The sequence below is a fragment of the Mobilitalea sibirica genome (genome assembly GCF_015999265.1).
In the GTDB taxonomy this organism is placed as follows: Bacteria; Bacillota; Clostridia; order Lachnospirales; family Lachnospiraceae; genus Mobilitalea; species Mobilitalea sibirica.
The window spans coordinates 39,865-55,727 of sequence record NZ_JAEAGR010000009.1 but is presented as its reverse complement, the minus strand read 5'-3'; the positions used below and the strand labels follow the sequence as shown (position 1 = coordinate 55,727).

Annotated in this window: 15 protein-coding genes and 1 riboswitch; of the genes, 6 read left to right on the top strand and 9 right to left on the bottom strand. The window is 38.7% G+C overall.

The features are described 5' to 3' along the window. Positions 1 to 4 precede the first annotated feature (4 nt). From I5677_RS09685 to I5677_RS09670, 4 genes are all read right to left on the bottom strand, one after another. On the bottom strand, positions 5 to 1,093 hold the full coding sequence (locus I5677_RS09685; protein ID WP_197661389.1) for an ABC transporter permease: 1,089 nt from the start codon (positions 1,091 to 1,093) through the stop codon (positions 5 to 7). Then, positions 1,090 to 2,601: an ABC transporter ATP-binding protein gene (locus I5677_RS09680; RefSeq protein ID WP_197661473.1), complete on the bottom strand. Its 1,512-nt coding sequence runs from the start codon at positions 2,599 to 2,601 to the stop codon at positions 1,090 to 1,092. Before I5677_RS09680 ends, I5677_RS09685 begins: the two co-directional genes overlap by 4 nt. Positions 2,602 to 2,645: 44 nt before the next feature. Beyond that, positions 2,646 to 3,758, bottom strand: a complete 1,113-nt coding sequence (locus tag I5677_RS09675; protein ID WP_330617885.1) for a BMP family ABC transporter substrate-binding protein — start codon at positions 3,756 to 3,758, stop codon at positions 2,646 to 2,648. Between the two features lie 161 nt (positions 3,759 to 3,919). After that, a complete protein-coding gene (locus tag I5677_RS09670; protein WP_197661388.1) occupies positions 3,920 to 4,495 on the bottom strand; it encodes a xanthine phosphoribosyltransferase in 576 nt (191 codons plus the stop codon). 279 nt (positions 4,496 to 4,774) lie between these two features. On the opposite strand from I5677_RS09670, the gene I5677_RS09665 reads away from it, so the two are divergent. Then, entirely contained in the window at positions 4,775 to 6,454 is a 1,680-nt protein-coding gene (locus I5677_RS09665) for a flavin monoamine oxidase family protein (protein WP_197661387.1), read from the top strand. A 257-nt stretch (positions 6,455 to 6,711) separates the two neighbouring features. Here the strand turns inward: I5677_RS09665 and I5677_RS09660 are convergent, their stop codons facing one another. From I5677_RS09660 to I5677_RS09650, 3 genes are all read right to left on the bottom strand, one after another. Further along, on the bottom strand, positions 6,712 to 6,942 hold the full coding sequence (locus I5677_RS09660; RefSeq protein ID WP_197661386.1) for an HPr family phosphocarrier protein: 231 nt from the start codon (positions 6,940 to 6,942) through the stop codon (positions 6,712 to 6,714). Positions 6,943 to 6,955: 13 nt separating this feature from the next. Further along, entirely contained in the window at positions 6,956 to 7,159 is a 204-nt protein-coding gene (locus tag I5677_RS09655) for a hypothetical protein (protein WP_197661385.1), read from the bottom strand. Positions 7,160 to 7,234: 75 nt separating this feature from the next. Next, entirely contained in the window at positions 7,235 to 8,002 is a 768-nt protein-coding gene (locus I5677_RS09650; protein ID WP_197661384.1) for a GNAT family N-acetyltransferase, read from the bottom strand. Positions 8,003 to 8,208: 206 nt separating this feature from the next. Further along, a riboswitch (FMN riboswitch) is annotated at positions 8,209 to 8,322 on the top strand. Positions 8,323 to 8,504: 182 nt separating this feature from the next. Between I5677_RS09650 and ribD the strand changes: the two genes are divergently transcribed. From ribD to I5677_RS09625, 5 genes are read left to right on the top strand one after another with little or no spacing between them, the layout of a single operon-like run. Continuing rightward, positions 8,505 to 9,608: a bifunctional diaminohydroxyphosphoribosylaminopyrimidine deaminase/5-amino-6-(5-phosphoribosylamino)uracil reductase RibD gene (gene ribD / locus I5677_RS09645; protein ID WP_197661383.1), complete on the top strand. Its 1,104-nt coding sequence runs from the start codon at positions 8,505 to 8,507 to the stop codon at positions 9,606 to 9,608. Beyond that, positions 9,609 to 10,259, top strand: coding sequence for a riboflavin synthase (locus I5677_RS09640; protein ID WP_197661382.1), 651 nt, complete (start codon positions 9,609 to 9,611; stop codon positions 10,257 to 10,259). 22 nt (positions 10,260 to 10,281) lie between these two features. Beyond that, entirely contained in the window at positions 10,282 to 11,493 is a 1,212-nt protein-coding gene (locus I5677_RS09635) for a bifunctional 3,4-dihydroxy-2-butanone-4-phosphate synthase/GTP cyclohydrolase II (protein ID WP_197661381.1), read from the top strand. Between the two features lies 1 nt (position 11,494). Further along, a complete protein-coding gene (gene ribH / locus I5677_RS09630) occupies positions 11,495 to 11,971 on the top strand; it encodes a 6,7-dimethyl-8-ribityllumazine synthase (protein ID WP_197661380.1) in 477 nt (158 codons plus the stop codon). A 20-nt stretch (positions 11,972 to 11,991) separates the two neighbouring features. Next, positions 11,992 to 12,633, top strand: a complete 642-nt coding sequence (locus tag I5677_RS09625; protein WP_330617890.1) for an HAD family hydrolase — start codon at positions 11,992 to 11,994, stop codon at positions 12,631 to 12,633. A 468-nt stretch (positions 12,634 to 13,101) separates the two neighbouring features. Here I5677_RS09625 and I5677_RS09620 read toward each other — a convergent pair whose 3' ends face one another. Both I5677_RS09620 and I5677_RS09615 read right to left on the bottom strand, forming a co-directional pair. Next, positions 13,102 to 13,959, bottom strand: coding sequence for a 2-oxoacid:ferredoxin oxidoreductase subunit beta (locus I5677_RS09620; RefSeq protein WP_197661378.1), 858 nt, complete (start codon positions 13,957 to 13,959; stop codon positions 13,102 to 13,104). Beyond that, positions 13,949 to 15,628, bottom strand: coding sequence for a 2-oxoacid:acceptor oxidoreductase subunit alpha (locus I5677_RS09615; protein WP_197661377.1), 1,680 nt, complete (start codon positions 15,626 to 15,628; stop codon positions 13,949 to 13,951). The genes I5677_RS09620 and I5677_RS09615 overlap by 11 nt, the downstream gene beginning before the upstream one ends. Positions 15,629 to 15,863: the final 235 nt, after the last annotated feature.

The window sequence follows — 15,863 nt, the reverse complement described above, 5'->3', positions numbered from 1 at the left end:
CCGTTTACCTCTCCTTTCTAAATACAAACCGGTAGCGGGTAAAAAAGTCAAATCCTAAGATAAAAAACAGGATGATACCCTGTAGGATCCCTGAAACCGCAGAGGATAACCCGAAGGTACTCTGCATTACGGAGCAGCCTTTTTCCAGCATACTGAACAATAATGTTACAACTAAGATAAAAAGAGGATTAAGTTTGGAAAGCCAGGCAACGGTAATCGCCGTAAAGCCAACACCGCCGGCTACACCCTCACCTAGGGTATACGCTGCACCGGTTACCTGGGTCATACCTGCGATACCGCAGATAGCTCCGCTGATAAACATAGTCCTCATGATGATTTTCTTTACATTCATACCGGCATACCTAGCAGTATTCACACTTTCCCCAACAACACTAATCTCATATCCTTGCTTTGTGAATGTAAGATAGATGAAAAGAACCACCACCAGTACAAGTCCGATTAACCATCCGGCATGAACACCAAAGATCTGATCCAGCCTTGCATTTTTTGTAAAGGTGGCTATTTTGGGAAAGCCAGAGGATGCGGGATCACGCCAGGGTCCCTCAATAAAGAATTTGATCATATATAAAGCTATGTAATTTAACATTAACGTAAATAGAGTTTCATTGGTTCCAAACCTAGTCTTAAAATAGGCTGGAATGAGACCCCAGAGTCCGCCTCCCACCATACCTGCCACAAACATAATAACCAATAATAGTCCATGGGGTAGATGATCAAAAAATAAGGCAAAATAAGTGGCAAAGATACCTCCCATTATAATCTGGCCTTCTGCACCGATGTTCCAGAATTTCATCTGGAAGGCCGGAGTGATACCCAGAGCTGCTATAAGCAAAGGAATTGCTATCTTTATAGTTCCTTTGGTAGCCATACTGCTTCGCCATGCACCTTTTACTATCGTTGTATATATTTCAAACGGATTTTGACCTATGGCCAGAATAAATATTCCACCTGCAATAATTGCTGCTAATAAGGCAAGGAGAGAAAGTACTATGGTTTTCCCCACTGATATCTCTGTTTTTTTGATAATTCTAATAAAGGGTTCTTTTTTCGTGCTTAAGCTCTGACTGCTCATGATTTCCCTCCTTTAGCGCCTGCTGCATCGGTCATCATAAGACCCAGCTGTTCCTTGGTGGTTGCTTTTGCCTCAACAATACCTGTAATCTTTCCATGGCAAAGTACCATGATGCGATCACACAGTTCCAACATAACATCAAGATCTTCACCGATAAATAAAACTCCAACGCCCTTTTGCTTCTGCTCATTCAAGGCATCATATATCGTATAAGAGGAATTGATATCAAGTCCGCGAACTGCATAAGCTGTAATTAATACATTGGGTCCTGATTCGATTTCTCTTCCCAAAAGTACCTTCTGTACGTTACCTCCGGATAGTCTTCGTACCGGTGTATCAACCGTCGGTGTTACAATATCCAGTTGTTTCACCAACCGTTTTGCCAGTTCTCTTGCTTCCTTCTTACTGACAAAGGGTCCTTTCCCCTCATTGTATTTCTTTAAAAGCATGTTATCCACCATTCCCATGGAGGCAGCCAATCCCATACCAAGTCGATCTTCAGGGATAAAGCTCATGCTGATACCCATTTTTATAATTTCATTGGGTGTCTTACCAACGATATTCTCGTTCTGATATAAAACTGCACCCTTCTTTACAGGTAGCAGACCGGCAAGAGCTTCGCAAAGTTCCTTCTGCCCGCTGCCGGCAACTCCGGCTACACCAAGAATTTCACCACGGTTTAAATCAAAAGTGATATCCTTAATCATATTGACACCCTCTTCATTTTCCACCGTTAAATGATGAATTTCCAGAAGGTTTTCGTTATAATCATTGGTCGGATGTTCGATTGAAAGCTCAACCGGTCTACCTACCATCAGTTCCGTGAGTTCTTTCGCGCTGGTCTTTGCCGTATCAACTGTTGCTACACTTTCACCCTTACGAAGAATGGTTACCCTATCGCTGATTTCCAGCACTTCATTCAGCTTATGGGTAATGATAATAACCGCACAACCTTCCTTCTTCATTCGACGCAGTATTTCAAATAACCGCTTCGTTTCCTGAGGTGTAAGCACTGCGGTTGGCTCATCCAAAATCAGAATATCTGCCTTGCGGTACAATACTTTAATGATTTCTACGGTCTGTTTTTCACTGACTGACATCTGATAAACCTTCTTCTCAGGATTAATATTAAGTCCGAAACGTTTGCTGATGTCTTTAATTCTTTCCGATCTGGATTTATGTAAGAACAAGCCCTTTTCTTTGGCACCGAGAATGATATTATCCGTAGCGGATAATACCTCCACCAACTTAAAATGTTGATGAATCATACCAACACCAAGTCGTATGGCGTCCTCAGGAGAGTTTATGGTAACTGATTGTCCGTTAATAAAAATAGAACCGCTGTCAGGCTTATAAATACCTGAGAGCATGTTCATTAATGTAGTTTTTCCTGATCCGTTTTCGCCAAGCAGGGCGAGTATCTCGCCCTGCTTAACGGACAGGTCTATTTTGTTGTTTGCAACAACCGACCCAAATGTCTTAGTTATTTGCTTTAGTTCGATTGCCATTGTTTCGTTTTTCTTTTTTTCCACAATGCCACCAGCCTAATTTATTATTTTACTTCTACAGTTTTGTAGTACCAGTTCATAGCACCTGTGATATCTGCATCCGCTAATGCTTCTCCTTCAGCACATACTAAGTTGCCTTGATTATCATAAAGCTCACCTTCGAAAATTTTATATCCGTCAAGAATTCTTTGTCTGGCTGCTTCAATTGCTTCTTCTGTACCTTCTGCTACATTTTTAGAAAGAGGTGATAGATCAATCAGACCGTCATCCATACCACCAAAGTAATTATCATTGGACCAGTTGCCTTCCATAGCTTCTTTCGTTGCTTTGGTATAATATGCACCCCAGTTCCAGATTGGAGCTGTTAAGTGTGCTTCCGGCGCATCTTTCGTCATATCAGAGTTATAGCCAACACCCCATACACCTCTTGCCTGTGCTGCCATCTGAGGAGCTGTGGTATCGCCATGCTGAGTAATTACATCACAGCCCATATCCAGTAACGCTTCTGCGGCTTGACCTTCTAATGTAGGATCAAACCACGTATTTGTAACCTTAACATAAACCTTAGCATCAGGATTAACAGATTCAACCCCCAATGCAAATGCATTAATACCACCGGTAACCTCTGAGTTATCAATAGGCATAGCTGCTACATATCCGATCATGTTGGACTGAGTTTTTAAACCTGCTGCAATACCGGAAAGGTAACGAGCCTGATAAATACGTCCAAAGTAATTATTCATATTAGAACCATTGTTCTTATAACCGGAACAATGGGAAAAGATAACCTCGGAATGTTCAGCGGCCAATTGCTCCATTGTATCCATATAACCCCAGCTGGTACCAAAGATGATATCCGCACCTTCCTCAATACATTCTTCCATTGCTGTTGTAATTGCTACCGCATCTGTATCATTTACATTGTTCTTACGAATAATCTGCTCATCGGAAAGACCCAGTTCCTCCTGCATTTTAACTATACCCAGATCATGGGCATAAGTATAGCCGGCACCGTCTGCCGGATCACCAATATGTATCACCGCTACTTTAAAGTCAGTTGTGTTGCTTGTTTCCTTGCCCTCTTTACTGCATGCACTTAGCGTTAAAGCCATAACCGCCACAAAAATCAGTACCCAGAATTTCTTCATTTTTAACATTGTTAATTCTCCTCCTATTTTTTCGGGATTTCATCTTCCTTCTAAACTAAATACCGTGACTATTAAGTCCTAAAAACAATCCCTTGGTTTGGGAACCAATGTCCCCCTATATCCTAGTTCAAAAGTAAATTTATTTACATGGCTATCGCCCTTTGTAAATCTTAGTTTCGAAATACAAGTCCATCCTCTTCGTTCATGGAATCAATGATTGCCAAGGATTCCACTCTGACTCCATGGGAACGAACCAGTTCTCCGCCCTCCTGAAAACCTTTCTCTATCACAATACCGGCTCCGACTAAAGTAGCACCGGCATCTCGTACTAATTTAGTTAAACCAAGGAGTGCACTACCGTTTGCTAAAAAATCATCTATAATAAGTACTTTATCTTCTTGTTGTAAAAATTCTTTCGCGACAATAATATCGTAAGTTCGGCCATGGGTAAAGGATTCCACCTTACCGGTATATACATCACCTGCAATATTTTTCGTCTGATTCTTTTTTGCAAATACCACAGGAACCTTAAAATACTGTGCAGCTATACAGGCTATCCCAATTCCGGATGCTTCGATTGTAAGAATTTTGGTAACTTCATCCTCTATAAATCTATTCTTGAATTCCTTGCCGATTTCACTAAATAACTCAATATCCATCTGATGATTAAGAAATGAATCCACCTTTAATACGTTTCCAAAACGGATCTTTCCATCCTTAATAATTCTGTCTTTTAATAGCTGCATTTATATCCCTACTTTTCTTAAGTTAGTTAGATTTATAACTTATTTCTACTACAACGTTATCTTATCCAAAAAACTGACATAATTCAATTTATTAATTTTAATAAATAGTATTAACAGAATTAATAATCACCCTTGTCATATACAAAACCCGGACTTGTCATTTTATAGACAAACATTATCTGTTATGTAGATTTATATCCCAAGGCTTATCCTTTTTTGTTATATTCTGGCATCTTAATCAATATATTACTACTGTAACAAATATAAGAGGTACAAAAAATGTATACTCCTTTAAACCAGGTAATCAGTCCTACGAACGAACAAAGACACGAAATGCTAAGAGATTTATTAAGTAACGCAGGAAGACTGGAGGATTATGACTATATCGTAAGTTTATTAAACCCACCTCCGGACATAATGAATTATGCCCCACCCGGTTTACTACGCGGAGCACGAATAGGTATCCTTGGCGGTGGATTAGCCGGTATGACAGCCGCTTTTGAACTTCGTAAATTAGGTGCTGATATCACCATCCTGGAAGCTTTGGAAGATCGAATTGGTGGTAGGGTTTATACCTATTATTTTAACAATGAATCCTATGGAGAGTTCGGGGCAATGCGATTTCCTATTTCCCATGAAACAACCTGGTATTACATAAATCAATTCGGGCTCACAACCCTACCCTTAACATCACCTGTCCGAAATAATTTCCTCTATGTTCATAACACCAGGTTAAGGACCTCCGATTCCGTACAAGAAATGCTTTATCCCTTATACAAATTAACACCTCAGGAGAGAAGTACTCCCTGGCCGGAATTAAATAGCTATGCCCTTGAGCATGCTTATCTTGAGCTTCCTCCAAAAATCAGAGCACAGTTGCTTCAGATATTACCGGAATATGCCCCTGAGTATCTACCATTGATTAATCTAAGTGTCCGTCAAAACTTTGAAGCTCTAGGATTAAGTCAGGGAGCAATCAATCTAATATCAGATGTAGATCCCGGTATTGGCGCTTTGCTAAACTACAGTTATAGCGAAATCGCCTCCGGTGAGTACACCTTTGATTTTCGTAACACTTTTCATATCGAGGGCGGGAATTATAATCTTCCTTACGCATTCTATCAGTCCTTTGCAGATCCCGCTCCATCACAATATGGAAATATACCTAAGAATCTAATAGGGAGTGTAAAATATAAGGCAGGTCATTATGTAAACGGTATATATCAATCTCCTTACAGAAATAAAGTGGTGATAAGGTATACGGATCTATGCGATCATAAGGATAAGGCAGAAATATTTGACTACTGTATCTGTACACTCCCCTTCTCATCCCTACGAGTAGTGGAGGTCAAACCATACTTTAGTAATTTAAAAATGCAGGCTATATTAGAATTAAATTATTGTGACGCCCAGAAAACAAATTTCTTATGTAACAGGCGCTTCTGGGAAAGGCCTACAGATTATGGCAATATGATCGGGGGCATATCCTTTACGGATCTTCCAATCCAATTTATCATCTACCCCAGTGATCATAATCTATGTATTGGAGAACCCGGATGCTCCCCAGAAGAGCCCGGAGTGCTTTTAGCCTCCTATAATTACAGTCAAAATGCAACCAGACTTGGAAATCTTAGCAAGCAGAGACGTTTTGAAGTGATACGGCAGAATGTAGAAGAGGTACATGGTTTACCCAGAGGCTTTCTTAATTCCATCGTAGAACAATCCAAAACCGTTCATTGGAATACAGAGCCCACTTTTTTAGGTGGTTTTGCATTAATGTTGCCTGAGCAGAAGAAAGTATTTGCCTATGAGATGCTACGGCCGGAATATAACAACCGAGTTTTTTTTGCCGGAGAGCATACTTCTAACAAGCACGGATGGATGCAGGGCGCCCTCTATACGGGAAAATTAGCAGCAAATATGCTGGCTGAAAGCGCTAAAAAGCAAATCGATTTCTGATCCTAAAATATCATACGTAAATTCGCACAATTTATTTATTGAATTGGTGATACAAACATAGTTTATTCCGGGCACGCTCTCGCTAGGATGAAATACATATTGGTACATATTTCATCCTAGTTGCTCACTAAACTATGTTTGCATCACTCTGAGTAAAGAATGTGTATGTACAAATTGACGAATCCAAGTTTGACGAAAGGCATAAAAAAATGATACATATCCATGTATCATCGCATTCATAAAACTAGTTTATTCGTTTAAAGTATAAATTCTTCTAATTCTTTCGGATAATCATTTACCGTATCATTATTTGAAAAATTAACTTCAATCGGCTTTGATAAATCAAGACTAAAGATACCCATAATAGACTTACCGTCTACTACATAATTTCCAGATATCAAACTTAAATCATAATCCAGTCTATAAGCCATATTAACAAAGTGCTTTATCTTATCGAAGGTATTCAATTTAATTTTTAGATTGTTCATTCTTTTCACCTCCTTAATCATACCAATATTCACTTTCCATTTCTTCCGTATCCATCAACGAATTTAGAAAATCTATGTCCTCCATATCTTCCATATCATCTGATTCATCCCTACTCTTTCGGTATATCGTGATATCTTCTAAGAAATCAAACAAATCAATGATAAGCTTCTTCTTTCTCAAACTATTTAATAAAGCTGTCATAGGCATCCTCTCCATTTCCTGTCTCCTGTTTTTATGTTCAACTTTATTGTAACAGTTCTATGTAAAATCCAAAACCATCTTTTTGTTAAATCATTGTAATATTTTTGGAGATACTCTGTACCAATAACGGTATTGTTCCATAAATCCCAGCTTTTCATATAGCTTCTCTGCAGGAGTATTTCCTACTACAACTGCCAGATAAGCTAATGTTATCTTTTTTTGTGTTGCATAGCTAAGAATCCCATCCAGAATATCTTTTCCTAAACCCTGGTTTCGGTATTCCTTATCCACTACAATATCATATATTCCCACAACTCCCCGTTGAAAGGCCCCATATCCACATCCAACAATTTTACCCTCCACCATTTTCGATACAAAGATAACATCTCCAAGAATATTTTGATGCAATTTGTGGGAGATTACTTTTTCTTCGTCAGATTTATTTGAGCATTCTAAAAACCCGTCCATCCATCTCTGATCCAATCTTGTCTGATAAATGATGTTTTTAGGTTTTTTGCCCTGATAATTGCTTAAGTCCAATACCCTTACAGAGGTTATATCCTCTATGCTATACCCCCTTTGTATCAGGATATCATCCAATTCCTGCGTATGATAGGAGGGAAAGATTTTGAATATAGCAGGTTGATGAGACATTGTGTATATGTGTTCACAGAATTCTACTTTATCTAACAATTCCATATAACCGTTATAAATTGGGCTTACACTGTTAGATCTTTTTGTATACCCATCAGCCAACCGTATTACCCAACCATCATAAAGATAAGATTGTAGAGCAGGCCAAGCATTTAAGGAAAACTCTTCTATATAATTATACATGTGATTGTTATTATTATTCATTAAAATCCTCCGTAAAGCATTATAAGAATAATTATATGTATATTTATTCATGTTTCCAAATAATAATACACTAGTCCTTTAGAATAAGCAAGAATTTTTAACAAGATTTTTTTTATAAATTTTTATACAATATATTTTTTATACAAAATATTTTTACTCGTTGACATGATAACACATTAATGCTATATTATTATCCATTAACAGAATAAAATCTTCAGGGCAGGGTGTAATTCCCTACCGGCGGTATAGCCCGCGAGCCGTAAGGCAGATTCGGTGAAACTCCGAGGCCGACAGTAAAGTCTGGATGAAAGAAGATAATTTATAATCCGATTCTTTTATATAATTAAGTTATACGAATTGCTTCGATTGTAAAAAAATGAAACCCTGAATTTTTTTCAGGGTTTTTTTATATGGTTTTTTGTAACAATAAAAATGATTAGAGTGCCATAGATAAAAATAGGTTCTTTTAACAATCTAATCATAAATAAGAGGTGTAAGCAGAATGGATCTTGAATATATGAAAAGAGCGCTTACCTTAGCAAAAAAGGGAAGCGGTTTTACAAATCCCAACCCTTTGGTTGGTGCAGTCATAGTTAAAAACAACAAAATTATTGGAGAAGGCTATCACGAGAGATATGGTGGCCCTCATGCAGAGATTAATGCATTTCATAATGCGACTGAGGATGTGACCGGCGCAACCATGTATGTTACGCTTGAGCCTTGCTCCCATTATGGAAAAACTCCTCCATGCGCTGATGCTATTGTAAAAAAAGGTATTAAAAGAGTTGTTGTTGCAACGCAGGATCCCAACCCCCTGGTTGCCGGTAAAGGTATTCAAATTCTTAGAGATCACGGTATTGAGGTTCACACGGGAATTCTGGAAAAGGAAAGTCAAAAGCAAAATGAAATCTTTAATAAATATATCACAACCGGATTACCCTTTTGTTTATTAAAAACTGCCATGACACTGGATGGAAAAATAGCAACAGGCACAGGTGATTCCAAATGGATTACCAATGAAGCTTCCAGAGCCTATGTACATACCTTAAGACACAGGTATTGTGCAATTATGGTTGGTATCGGAACAATACTTACGGATAATCCATATTTAAATACCCGGATATCCGGCAGTATATGTAGTGATCCTATCCGTATCGTAGTAGATACCCGGGCAAGACTGCCTCTTGATGCAAATATTTTGCATATGAATTCCTCAGCCCGGACAATCCTTGCTACTACGAATCTGGCATCCTTGGAAAAGCTTAGTCAATTAGAGGCTATGGGAATAGAAATCATAGTTACGCCGCTAGAGAATGCGCAGGTTGACTTAAGATATCTTATGAAGGAATTAGGGAAAAAGAAAATAGACAGCATACTGCTGGAAGGAGGTAGCGAACTCAACTATTCGGCTTTGTCTTCCGGCATAGTTGACAAGGTAAATGCCTTTATTGCACCAAAAATTATCGGTGGCAGTAATGCTAAAACTCCGGTAGGGGGATTCGGTATTGATAAAATGAACAACGCTATTTTTTTACACAGTATTGAAGTGAAAATTTTTGGTAACGATATTATGATTGAAGGATATATCAAAGGGGAGTGCGAATAAATGTTTACAGGATTAATAGAAGAGATAGGTATAGTAAGGTCTGTAGTAAAGGGAGTAAAATCAGCCAAAATTGTAATCGGAGCTTCTAAGGTATTAGATAATATGAAACTAGGGGACAGTATAAGTACCAATGGAGTTTGTCTTACCGTAACGCAGTATTCCTCGAATACCTTTTGTGTCGATGTAATGGCTGAGACGATGCGCAGGAGTAACCTGCATTTACTTAACCCCGGAGATGAAGTGAATTTAGAAAGAGCACTAAAGGTCGGTGATCGTCTCGGGGGTCATATTGTGAGTGGCCATATTGATGGTACAGGTTCTTTAATTAAATATGAAAAAGAAGATAATGCAGTATGGGTAACCATAAAAGCATCTCCGGAGATACTAAAATATATCGTACAGAAGGGCTCCATCGCCATCGATGGTATCAGCTTAACGGTTGCTTCGGTGGATGATAGCTTTTTTCAAGTTTCTATCATTCCCCACACGAAGGATGTCACTACCTTGCTTCGAAAAAAGGTTGGAGATTCTCTTAATTTAGAATGTGATATGTTAGGCAAATATATTGAAAAGTTATTATTAAACAGAGAACAGGCTCCTACGACACAGGGAATTAATATGAACTTTTTGAGTGAGCATGGATTTGTATAGAGAATAAAAAGGAGGATGAATTATGAATCAATTTAACACTATAGAAGAAGCTGTTGAGGATATTAAGAACGGTAAAATGATTATCGTAGTAGATGATGAAGATCGGGAAAACGAGGGTGATCTTGTGATGGCGGCCCAGATGATTACTCCAGAAGCGATTAATTTTATGGCCAAATTCGGCAGAGGACTTATCTGTATGCCCATTATCTCTGAGCGGCTAAAAGAGCTTAAGATCCATCAGATGGTCGAACAAAACACCGAGTCTCATCTCACTGCCTTTACGGTATCTATTGACGCTCTGGAAACCACAACCGGTATCTCAGCACAGGAAAGGGCTCTTACGATAAAAAAGGTACTTGATCCTAATGCTACTGAGAAAGACTTTAAGAGGCCCGGACATATCTTTCCTTTGGAATCAAAAAAGGGTGGTGTATTAAAGAGGTCCGGTCATACAGAAGCAGCTGTAGATCTGGCTGTTATGGCAGGTTTATACCCTGCCGGTGTCATCTGTGAAATCATGGACGAAGATGGTACAATGGCGCGAATTCCTCAGATCATTGAATATTCCAAAACTCATAATCTTAAATTAATATCAATAGCAGATTTAATTGCCTATCGTAGGAGGCAAGAAATCTATATCAAGAGATCCGCTGAAGCAAAGCTACCTACAAAATACGGTGAATTTACAATGGTTGGCTATGAAAATACTTTAAACGGCGAACATCATGTAGCGCTGGTGAAAGGAGATGTTACAGATGGAAACCCGGTATTAATTCGAGTTCATTCGGAATGCTTAACCGGTGATGCCTTTGGTTCCTTAAGATGTGACTGCGGCGAACAATATGCAGCCGCTATGAAAAAAATCGAAGCAGAGGGCCGAGGCATATTACTCTATATGCGCCAGGAAGGTAGGGGCATCGGACTAATCAATAAAATCAAAGCATATTCCTTGCAGGATCAAGGAATGGATACAGTAGAAGCTAATCTTGCACTGGGCTTTCCCGAGGATTTAAGAGATTATGGAATCGGGGCTCAAATCCTGGCTGACTTGGGCGTAAAGAAGGTCAAGCTTATGACGAATAATCCCAAGAAAATAAAGGGTCTCTCCGGATATGGAATTGAGATTGTAGACCGAGTTCCAATTCAGATGAATCATAACGAAAGAAATGAATATTATTTAAAAACAAAAAAAGCAAAATTAGGTCATATGTTAAATTTTAAGGAGGAACAATAAGATGAGAGCAATTGAAGGAAATTTAATCGGAAGTGGTTTAAAATTTGGTATTGTAGCAGGAAGATTTAATGAATTTATCGGCGGTAAACTAATTTCAGGAGCTATGGATGCTTTAATCAGACATGGTGTATCTGAAAATGATATCGAGCTGACTTGGGTACCGGGAGCATTTGAGATACCCTTAGCTGCTAAAAAATTAGTCAAGACCAAAAGATATGACGGGGTCATATGTCTTGGAGCTGTCATAAAAGGATCAACTCCTCATTTTGATTATGTATCCAGCGAAGTATCTAAGGGTATTGCCCATGTATCCCTTGAGACAGAGGTTCCTGTCATATTCGGAGTACTAACTACCGATACCATTGAACAGGCGATTGAAAGAGCCGGAACCAAAGCCGGTAATAAGGGTTATGATGCTGCAATTACAGCCATTGAGATGGCCAATCTTCTGAAGCAAATCCCATCGGATGGTGAGTAAATTTGATTTCATTGCATAAGGTGAAAACTATATTCTTCGATTATGACGGCACCCTTCATGATAGCATACACATATATGCTCCTGCATTTCGAAAAGCCTATGCTTTTTTAACAGAGAAAGGCCTTGCTGCTCCCAGAAGTTGGACGGATAAGGAGATTAGCTATTGGCTTGGCTTTAACCCTCAGGATATGTGGAAAAACTTTATGCCAAGTCTTGATGAAACTTGGCGTATAAAATGCAGTCAAATCATCAGTGATGAGATGATTTCCTTAATAGAACAAGGAAAACCGATCCTCTATGACGGCGCTTCAGAGATGCTAGAATACCTGAAATCGAAAAACTATATCCTGATATTTATAAGTAATTGTAAGAATTACTACAAGAACTGTCATAATAGATTATTCAAATTGGATCAATATTTTCATAAACTTATAACCTCAGAGGATTATAACTTTATACCTAAATATGATATTATAAAAATGGTGAAACATAATTATCCTGAAGAAATGGTTATCATAGGGGACAGAAAGCAAGATATTGAAGCAGGAACGAAAAACAACATATATACAATCGGATGTAGTTATGGGTTTACCCAAACCGATGAGTTAGAGGATGCAGATATAATGATAGATAATATACTGGACCTAAAGAAATATTTATAGATTCCTATGCTTTACAAAAAGATCTGAAAATATAAGATCATATCTATATTATTAAACAAACTTTTTCCATATATAAGTAAAATTAATTACAATATGAATACTTATTATAAGCGAAATGTCTCTTCTATTCTATCAATAATAAAAAACAAAGGATTCATTTCTTTAATAAGTCGGAAGTATGGCTGCTCTTAAACTTGAAGGACACATTGTTAGTTATATATGCCAAGATTGAACAATATGTTCAATAAAGGTGTACATGATCGACAATGTGTCCTTTTTATTATTAATACTATTTATCCGAAGACCATATTCCTAACTTAAATTATTATAGTTCGTACATCATAATTAAGTAATATCGTATCCCTAAACCTTCACTTTAAAATAGAAGATTTAAAAGATATGTGTTATATGCAGAATGTATAAACTCCGAGGTCATTGCGTTTTTTACAGCCATTGTAACTTCCCTTCTTAAACAAACTCTTTCATGATTTTATTGATCGTATCAATATCGCATGTTCTATCCAGCAAGGGCTCTCCGCTTTGAAGAAGCGGATTCTTCTGGTGGAAAGTTTCTTTTTCCTCCTGATAGAGAACACCAATTGGGATTTTATCATCAACTTCCATTGCCTTTAAAAGGGCAGCTGATTTATCATTTCGGTTGTATGTTTCATCAAGCTCATAGACCCGTTGGTTATAATATGCGAAAGTATTTAGTTTATTAAAGCTGACACAGGGTTGTAGAATATCTACTAATGCATATCCGTCATATTCTATGGCTTGTTTCATAATGGATACCAGATGCTCCTTACGACCGCTGAAAGCTCTGGCCACAAAGCCTGCTCCTGCGGCAATTGCCAGAAGTACCGGATTCAGTGGCTCCGTAAAATTACCGCCAACCTGAACACCGGTTACCATACCCTTTAGGGAAGTCGGAGAGGCTTGCCCCTTCGTCAAACCATAGATCTGATTATCATGAACAAAATGTGTAATATTTACATTTCTACGAATGTTATGTAAAAAATGGTTTCCACCCTCGCCGTATGAATCACCGTCCCCGGTATCTACTATGACAGTCAGTTTATCGTTCGCTATTTTAGCTGCCACTGCCACCGGCAGTGCCCTACCGTGAAGACCACAGAATGCATTAGCTCCAATATACTGAGGTAGTTTAGCCGCTTGACCAATCCCAGCAACCATTATGACTTCATGAGGTTTTTTACCCAGATCCTCCAGAGCGGTTTTTACCGAATCAAGTATATTAAAGTTACCACATCCCGGGCACCATGCTGTTTCAAAAGTACAAAAGCTCTTAGGATTATTGCTCATAAGAACCCTCCTTTCTGATTCTATGGACGATTTCTTCGCCTGAAATTTGTCGCCCATTGTATTTCAAGATACTTTTTGTGCAAGTAATTCCTGTATACTCCCTAATCAAAGCGGCTAATTGACCGGTGGCATTCTGTTCTACATTAATTATTCTCTTCGCCTTCGCTGCTTTTTCTTTTAATTGTTGGTCCGGAAGCGGGTAGATATCTCCAAAAATCAAGGCTGCATATTTACTATCTTCACTATCATTTAATAGCATAATCGCCTCGGCTATGGGTCCATAGGTGGATCCCCATCCAATAATTAAAGTATCAAAATCATCCGGTCCAAGATAATCCGGTTCCTGCAATTCTAATTTAAGTTGATCAAGCTTCTTCATTCTCTTATCCATCATTAGCGTTCGCATTTCACCGGATTCGGTGATATGTCCATACTCGTCATGTTCATCGCTGTCAGCCGTTACAATGTTTTGCGATTTGCCCGGTATGTAACGGGGCGATATTCCATCTTCCGTTAACCGATAACGCAGATAATTTCCATCCTTTTGTTCCGGTTCCTTTAACAATTCTAACTTCTGCATATAATCCAGGTTATAAGGTTTTACCGTGCTCGATGCATCACCTAGATATTGGTCACTTAAGATGATTACCGGTATCTGATATTTATCTGCTAAATAGACTGCCCGGGTTGTCTGATAAAATGCATCTTCATGATTTCGCAGCGCAATAACCATTCTCGGAAATTCACCCTGAGATGCTGATATCACAAATTTAAGATCACTTTGTTCGGTACGGGTTGGTAGTCCGGTAGCAGGGCCGGGTCGCATGACATCGACGGCTACCAGAGGTATTTCAGCCATACCGGACAGCCCCAAGGCTTCCACCATTAACGAAAAACCTCCTCCGGAGGTTCCGGTCATTGCCGGGGCTCCGGCAAATGATGCTCCAATTGCCATATTAATAGCTGCAATCTCATCCTCAGCCTGCTCTACTACAATACCGGTCTCCGTTCCCTTAAAAGCTAGATATTCCAAAATTGAAGTAGAAGGAGACATGGGATAAGCACAGTAAAAGCGGATTCCGGATGCTATAGCACCCAGTGCTAAGGCTTCATTTCCTGATAACAGCATATAATCTCTTGCTTCTCCCTGCAGGTGTGAAAACCGACTCTCCACCAGCTGATATCCTTTATGTACGGCTTCTTTATTAACTTCATAGAATTTATCCTTAATAAATTCCTTTAAGACTTCATCTACATAATTTAAATTTTCTCCAAATAGCTTTAATATCGCTCCAACTGTAATACTTCCAAGTACCCGAGGATTACCCAGCTCCTTTCCCACTGTACTTAGATCTACCTTAATCGCTCTAGTATCTTGTGTGGAATACTTTGCATCACACAAAATAAATCCTGATTCTTTTAGTTGATCGATATGATAATCAACCGTCTCTTCGTTCATGGCAATAATACCGTCTAATTTTTCACTATGGGATAAGATCGGTTCTATTCCAAACCTTACAAGAGTAAAATTATGTCCCCCACGAACTCTCGACATAAAATCACGGACGGTAAATACATAGTATCCCGATTTTTTAAGCAACTTTTGCAGTATGGATACCGTAGTTTCAACACCCTGGCCAGCTGCTCCTCCAATTAATAGATTATACAATGATATCCCTCCTAATTTATATTTTTCTCAAATCAAATATTTCAAATTCATATTTCAATAACAATAACTATTACTATTATATTACAAGAAAATATTTTTTCAAGTACTTTGGAAAAAAATAGGGTGACAAGGGGACGAGGGTGACTGGTGACAAGGGGACGGGGTTGGTGTCACTCGTGTGACGCTAACCCCGTCCCCTTGTCACCACCTTGTCACTCCCGCACTTGTCACTACT

Coding starts and splice junctions, on each gene's coding strand:
- I5677_RS09685 (WP_197661389.1), bottom strand. CDS start 1,093: ATGAGCAGTCAGAGCTTAAGCACGAAAAAAGAACCCTTTATTAGAATT.
- I5677_RS09680 (WP_197661473.1), bottom strand. CDS start 2,601: ATGGCAATCGAACTAAAGCAAATAACTAAGACATTTGGGTCGGTTGTT.
- I5677_RS09675 (WP_330617885.1), bottom strand. CDS start 3,758: ATGTTAAAAATGAAGAAATTCTGGGTACTGATTTTTGTGGCGGTTATG.
- I5677_RS09670 (WP_197661388.1), bottom strand. CDS start 4,495: ATGCAGCTATTAAAAGACAGAATTATTAAGGATGGAAAGATCCGTTTT.
- I5677_RS09665 (WP_197661387.1), top strand. CDS start 4,775: ATGTATACTCCTTTAAACCAGGTAATCAGTCCTACGAACGAACAAAGA.
- I5677_RS09660 (WP_197661386.1), bottom strand. CDS start 6,942: ATGAACAATCTAAAAATTAAATTGAATACCTTCGATAAGATAAAGCAC.
- I5677_RS09655 (WP_197661385.1), bottom strand. CDS start 7,159: ATGGAGAGGATGCCTATGACAGCTTTATTAAATAGTTTGAGAAAGAAG.
- I5677_RS09650 (WP_197661384.1), bottom strand. CDS start 8,002: ATGAATAATAATAACAATCACATGTATAATTATATAGAAGAGTTTTCC.
- ribD (WP_197661383.1), top strand. CDS start 8,505: ATGGATCTTGAATATATGAAAAGAGCGCTTACCTTAGCAAAAAAGGGA.
- I5677_RS09640 (WP_197661382.1), top strand. CDS start 9,609: ATGTTTACAGGATTAATAGAAGAGATAGGTATAGTAAGGTCTGTAGTA.
- I5677_RS09635 (WP_197661381.1), top strand. CDS start 10,282: ATGAATCAATTTAACACTATAGAAGAAGCTGTTGAGGATATTAAGAAC.
- ribH (WP_197661380.1), top strand. CDS start 11,495: ATGAGAGCAATTGAAGGAAATTTAATCGGAAGTGGTTTAAAATTTGGT.
- I5677_RS09620 (WP_197661378.1), bottom strand. CDS start 13,959: ATGAGCAATAATCCTAAGAGCTTTTGTACTTTTGAAACAGCATGGTGC.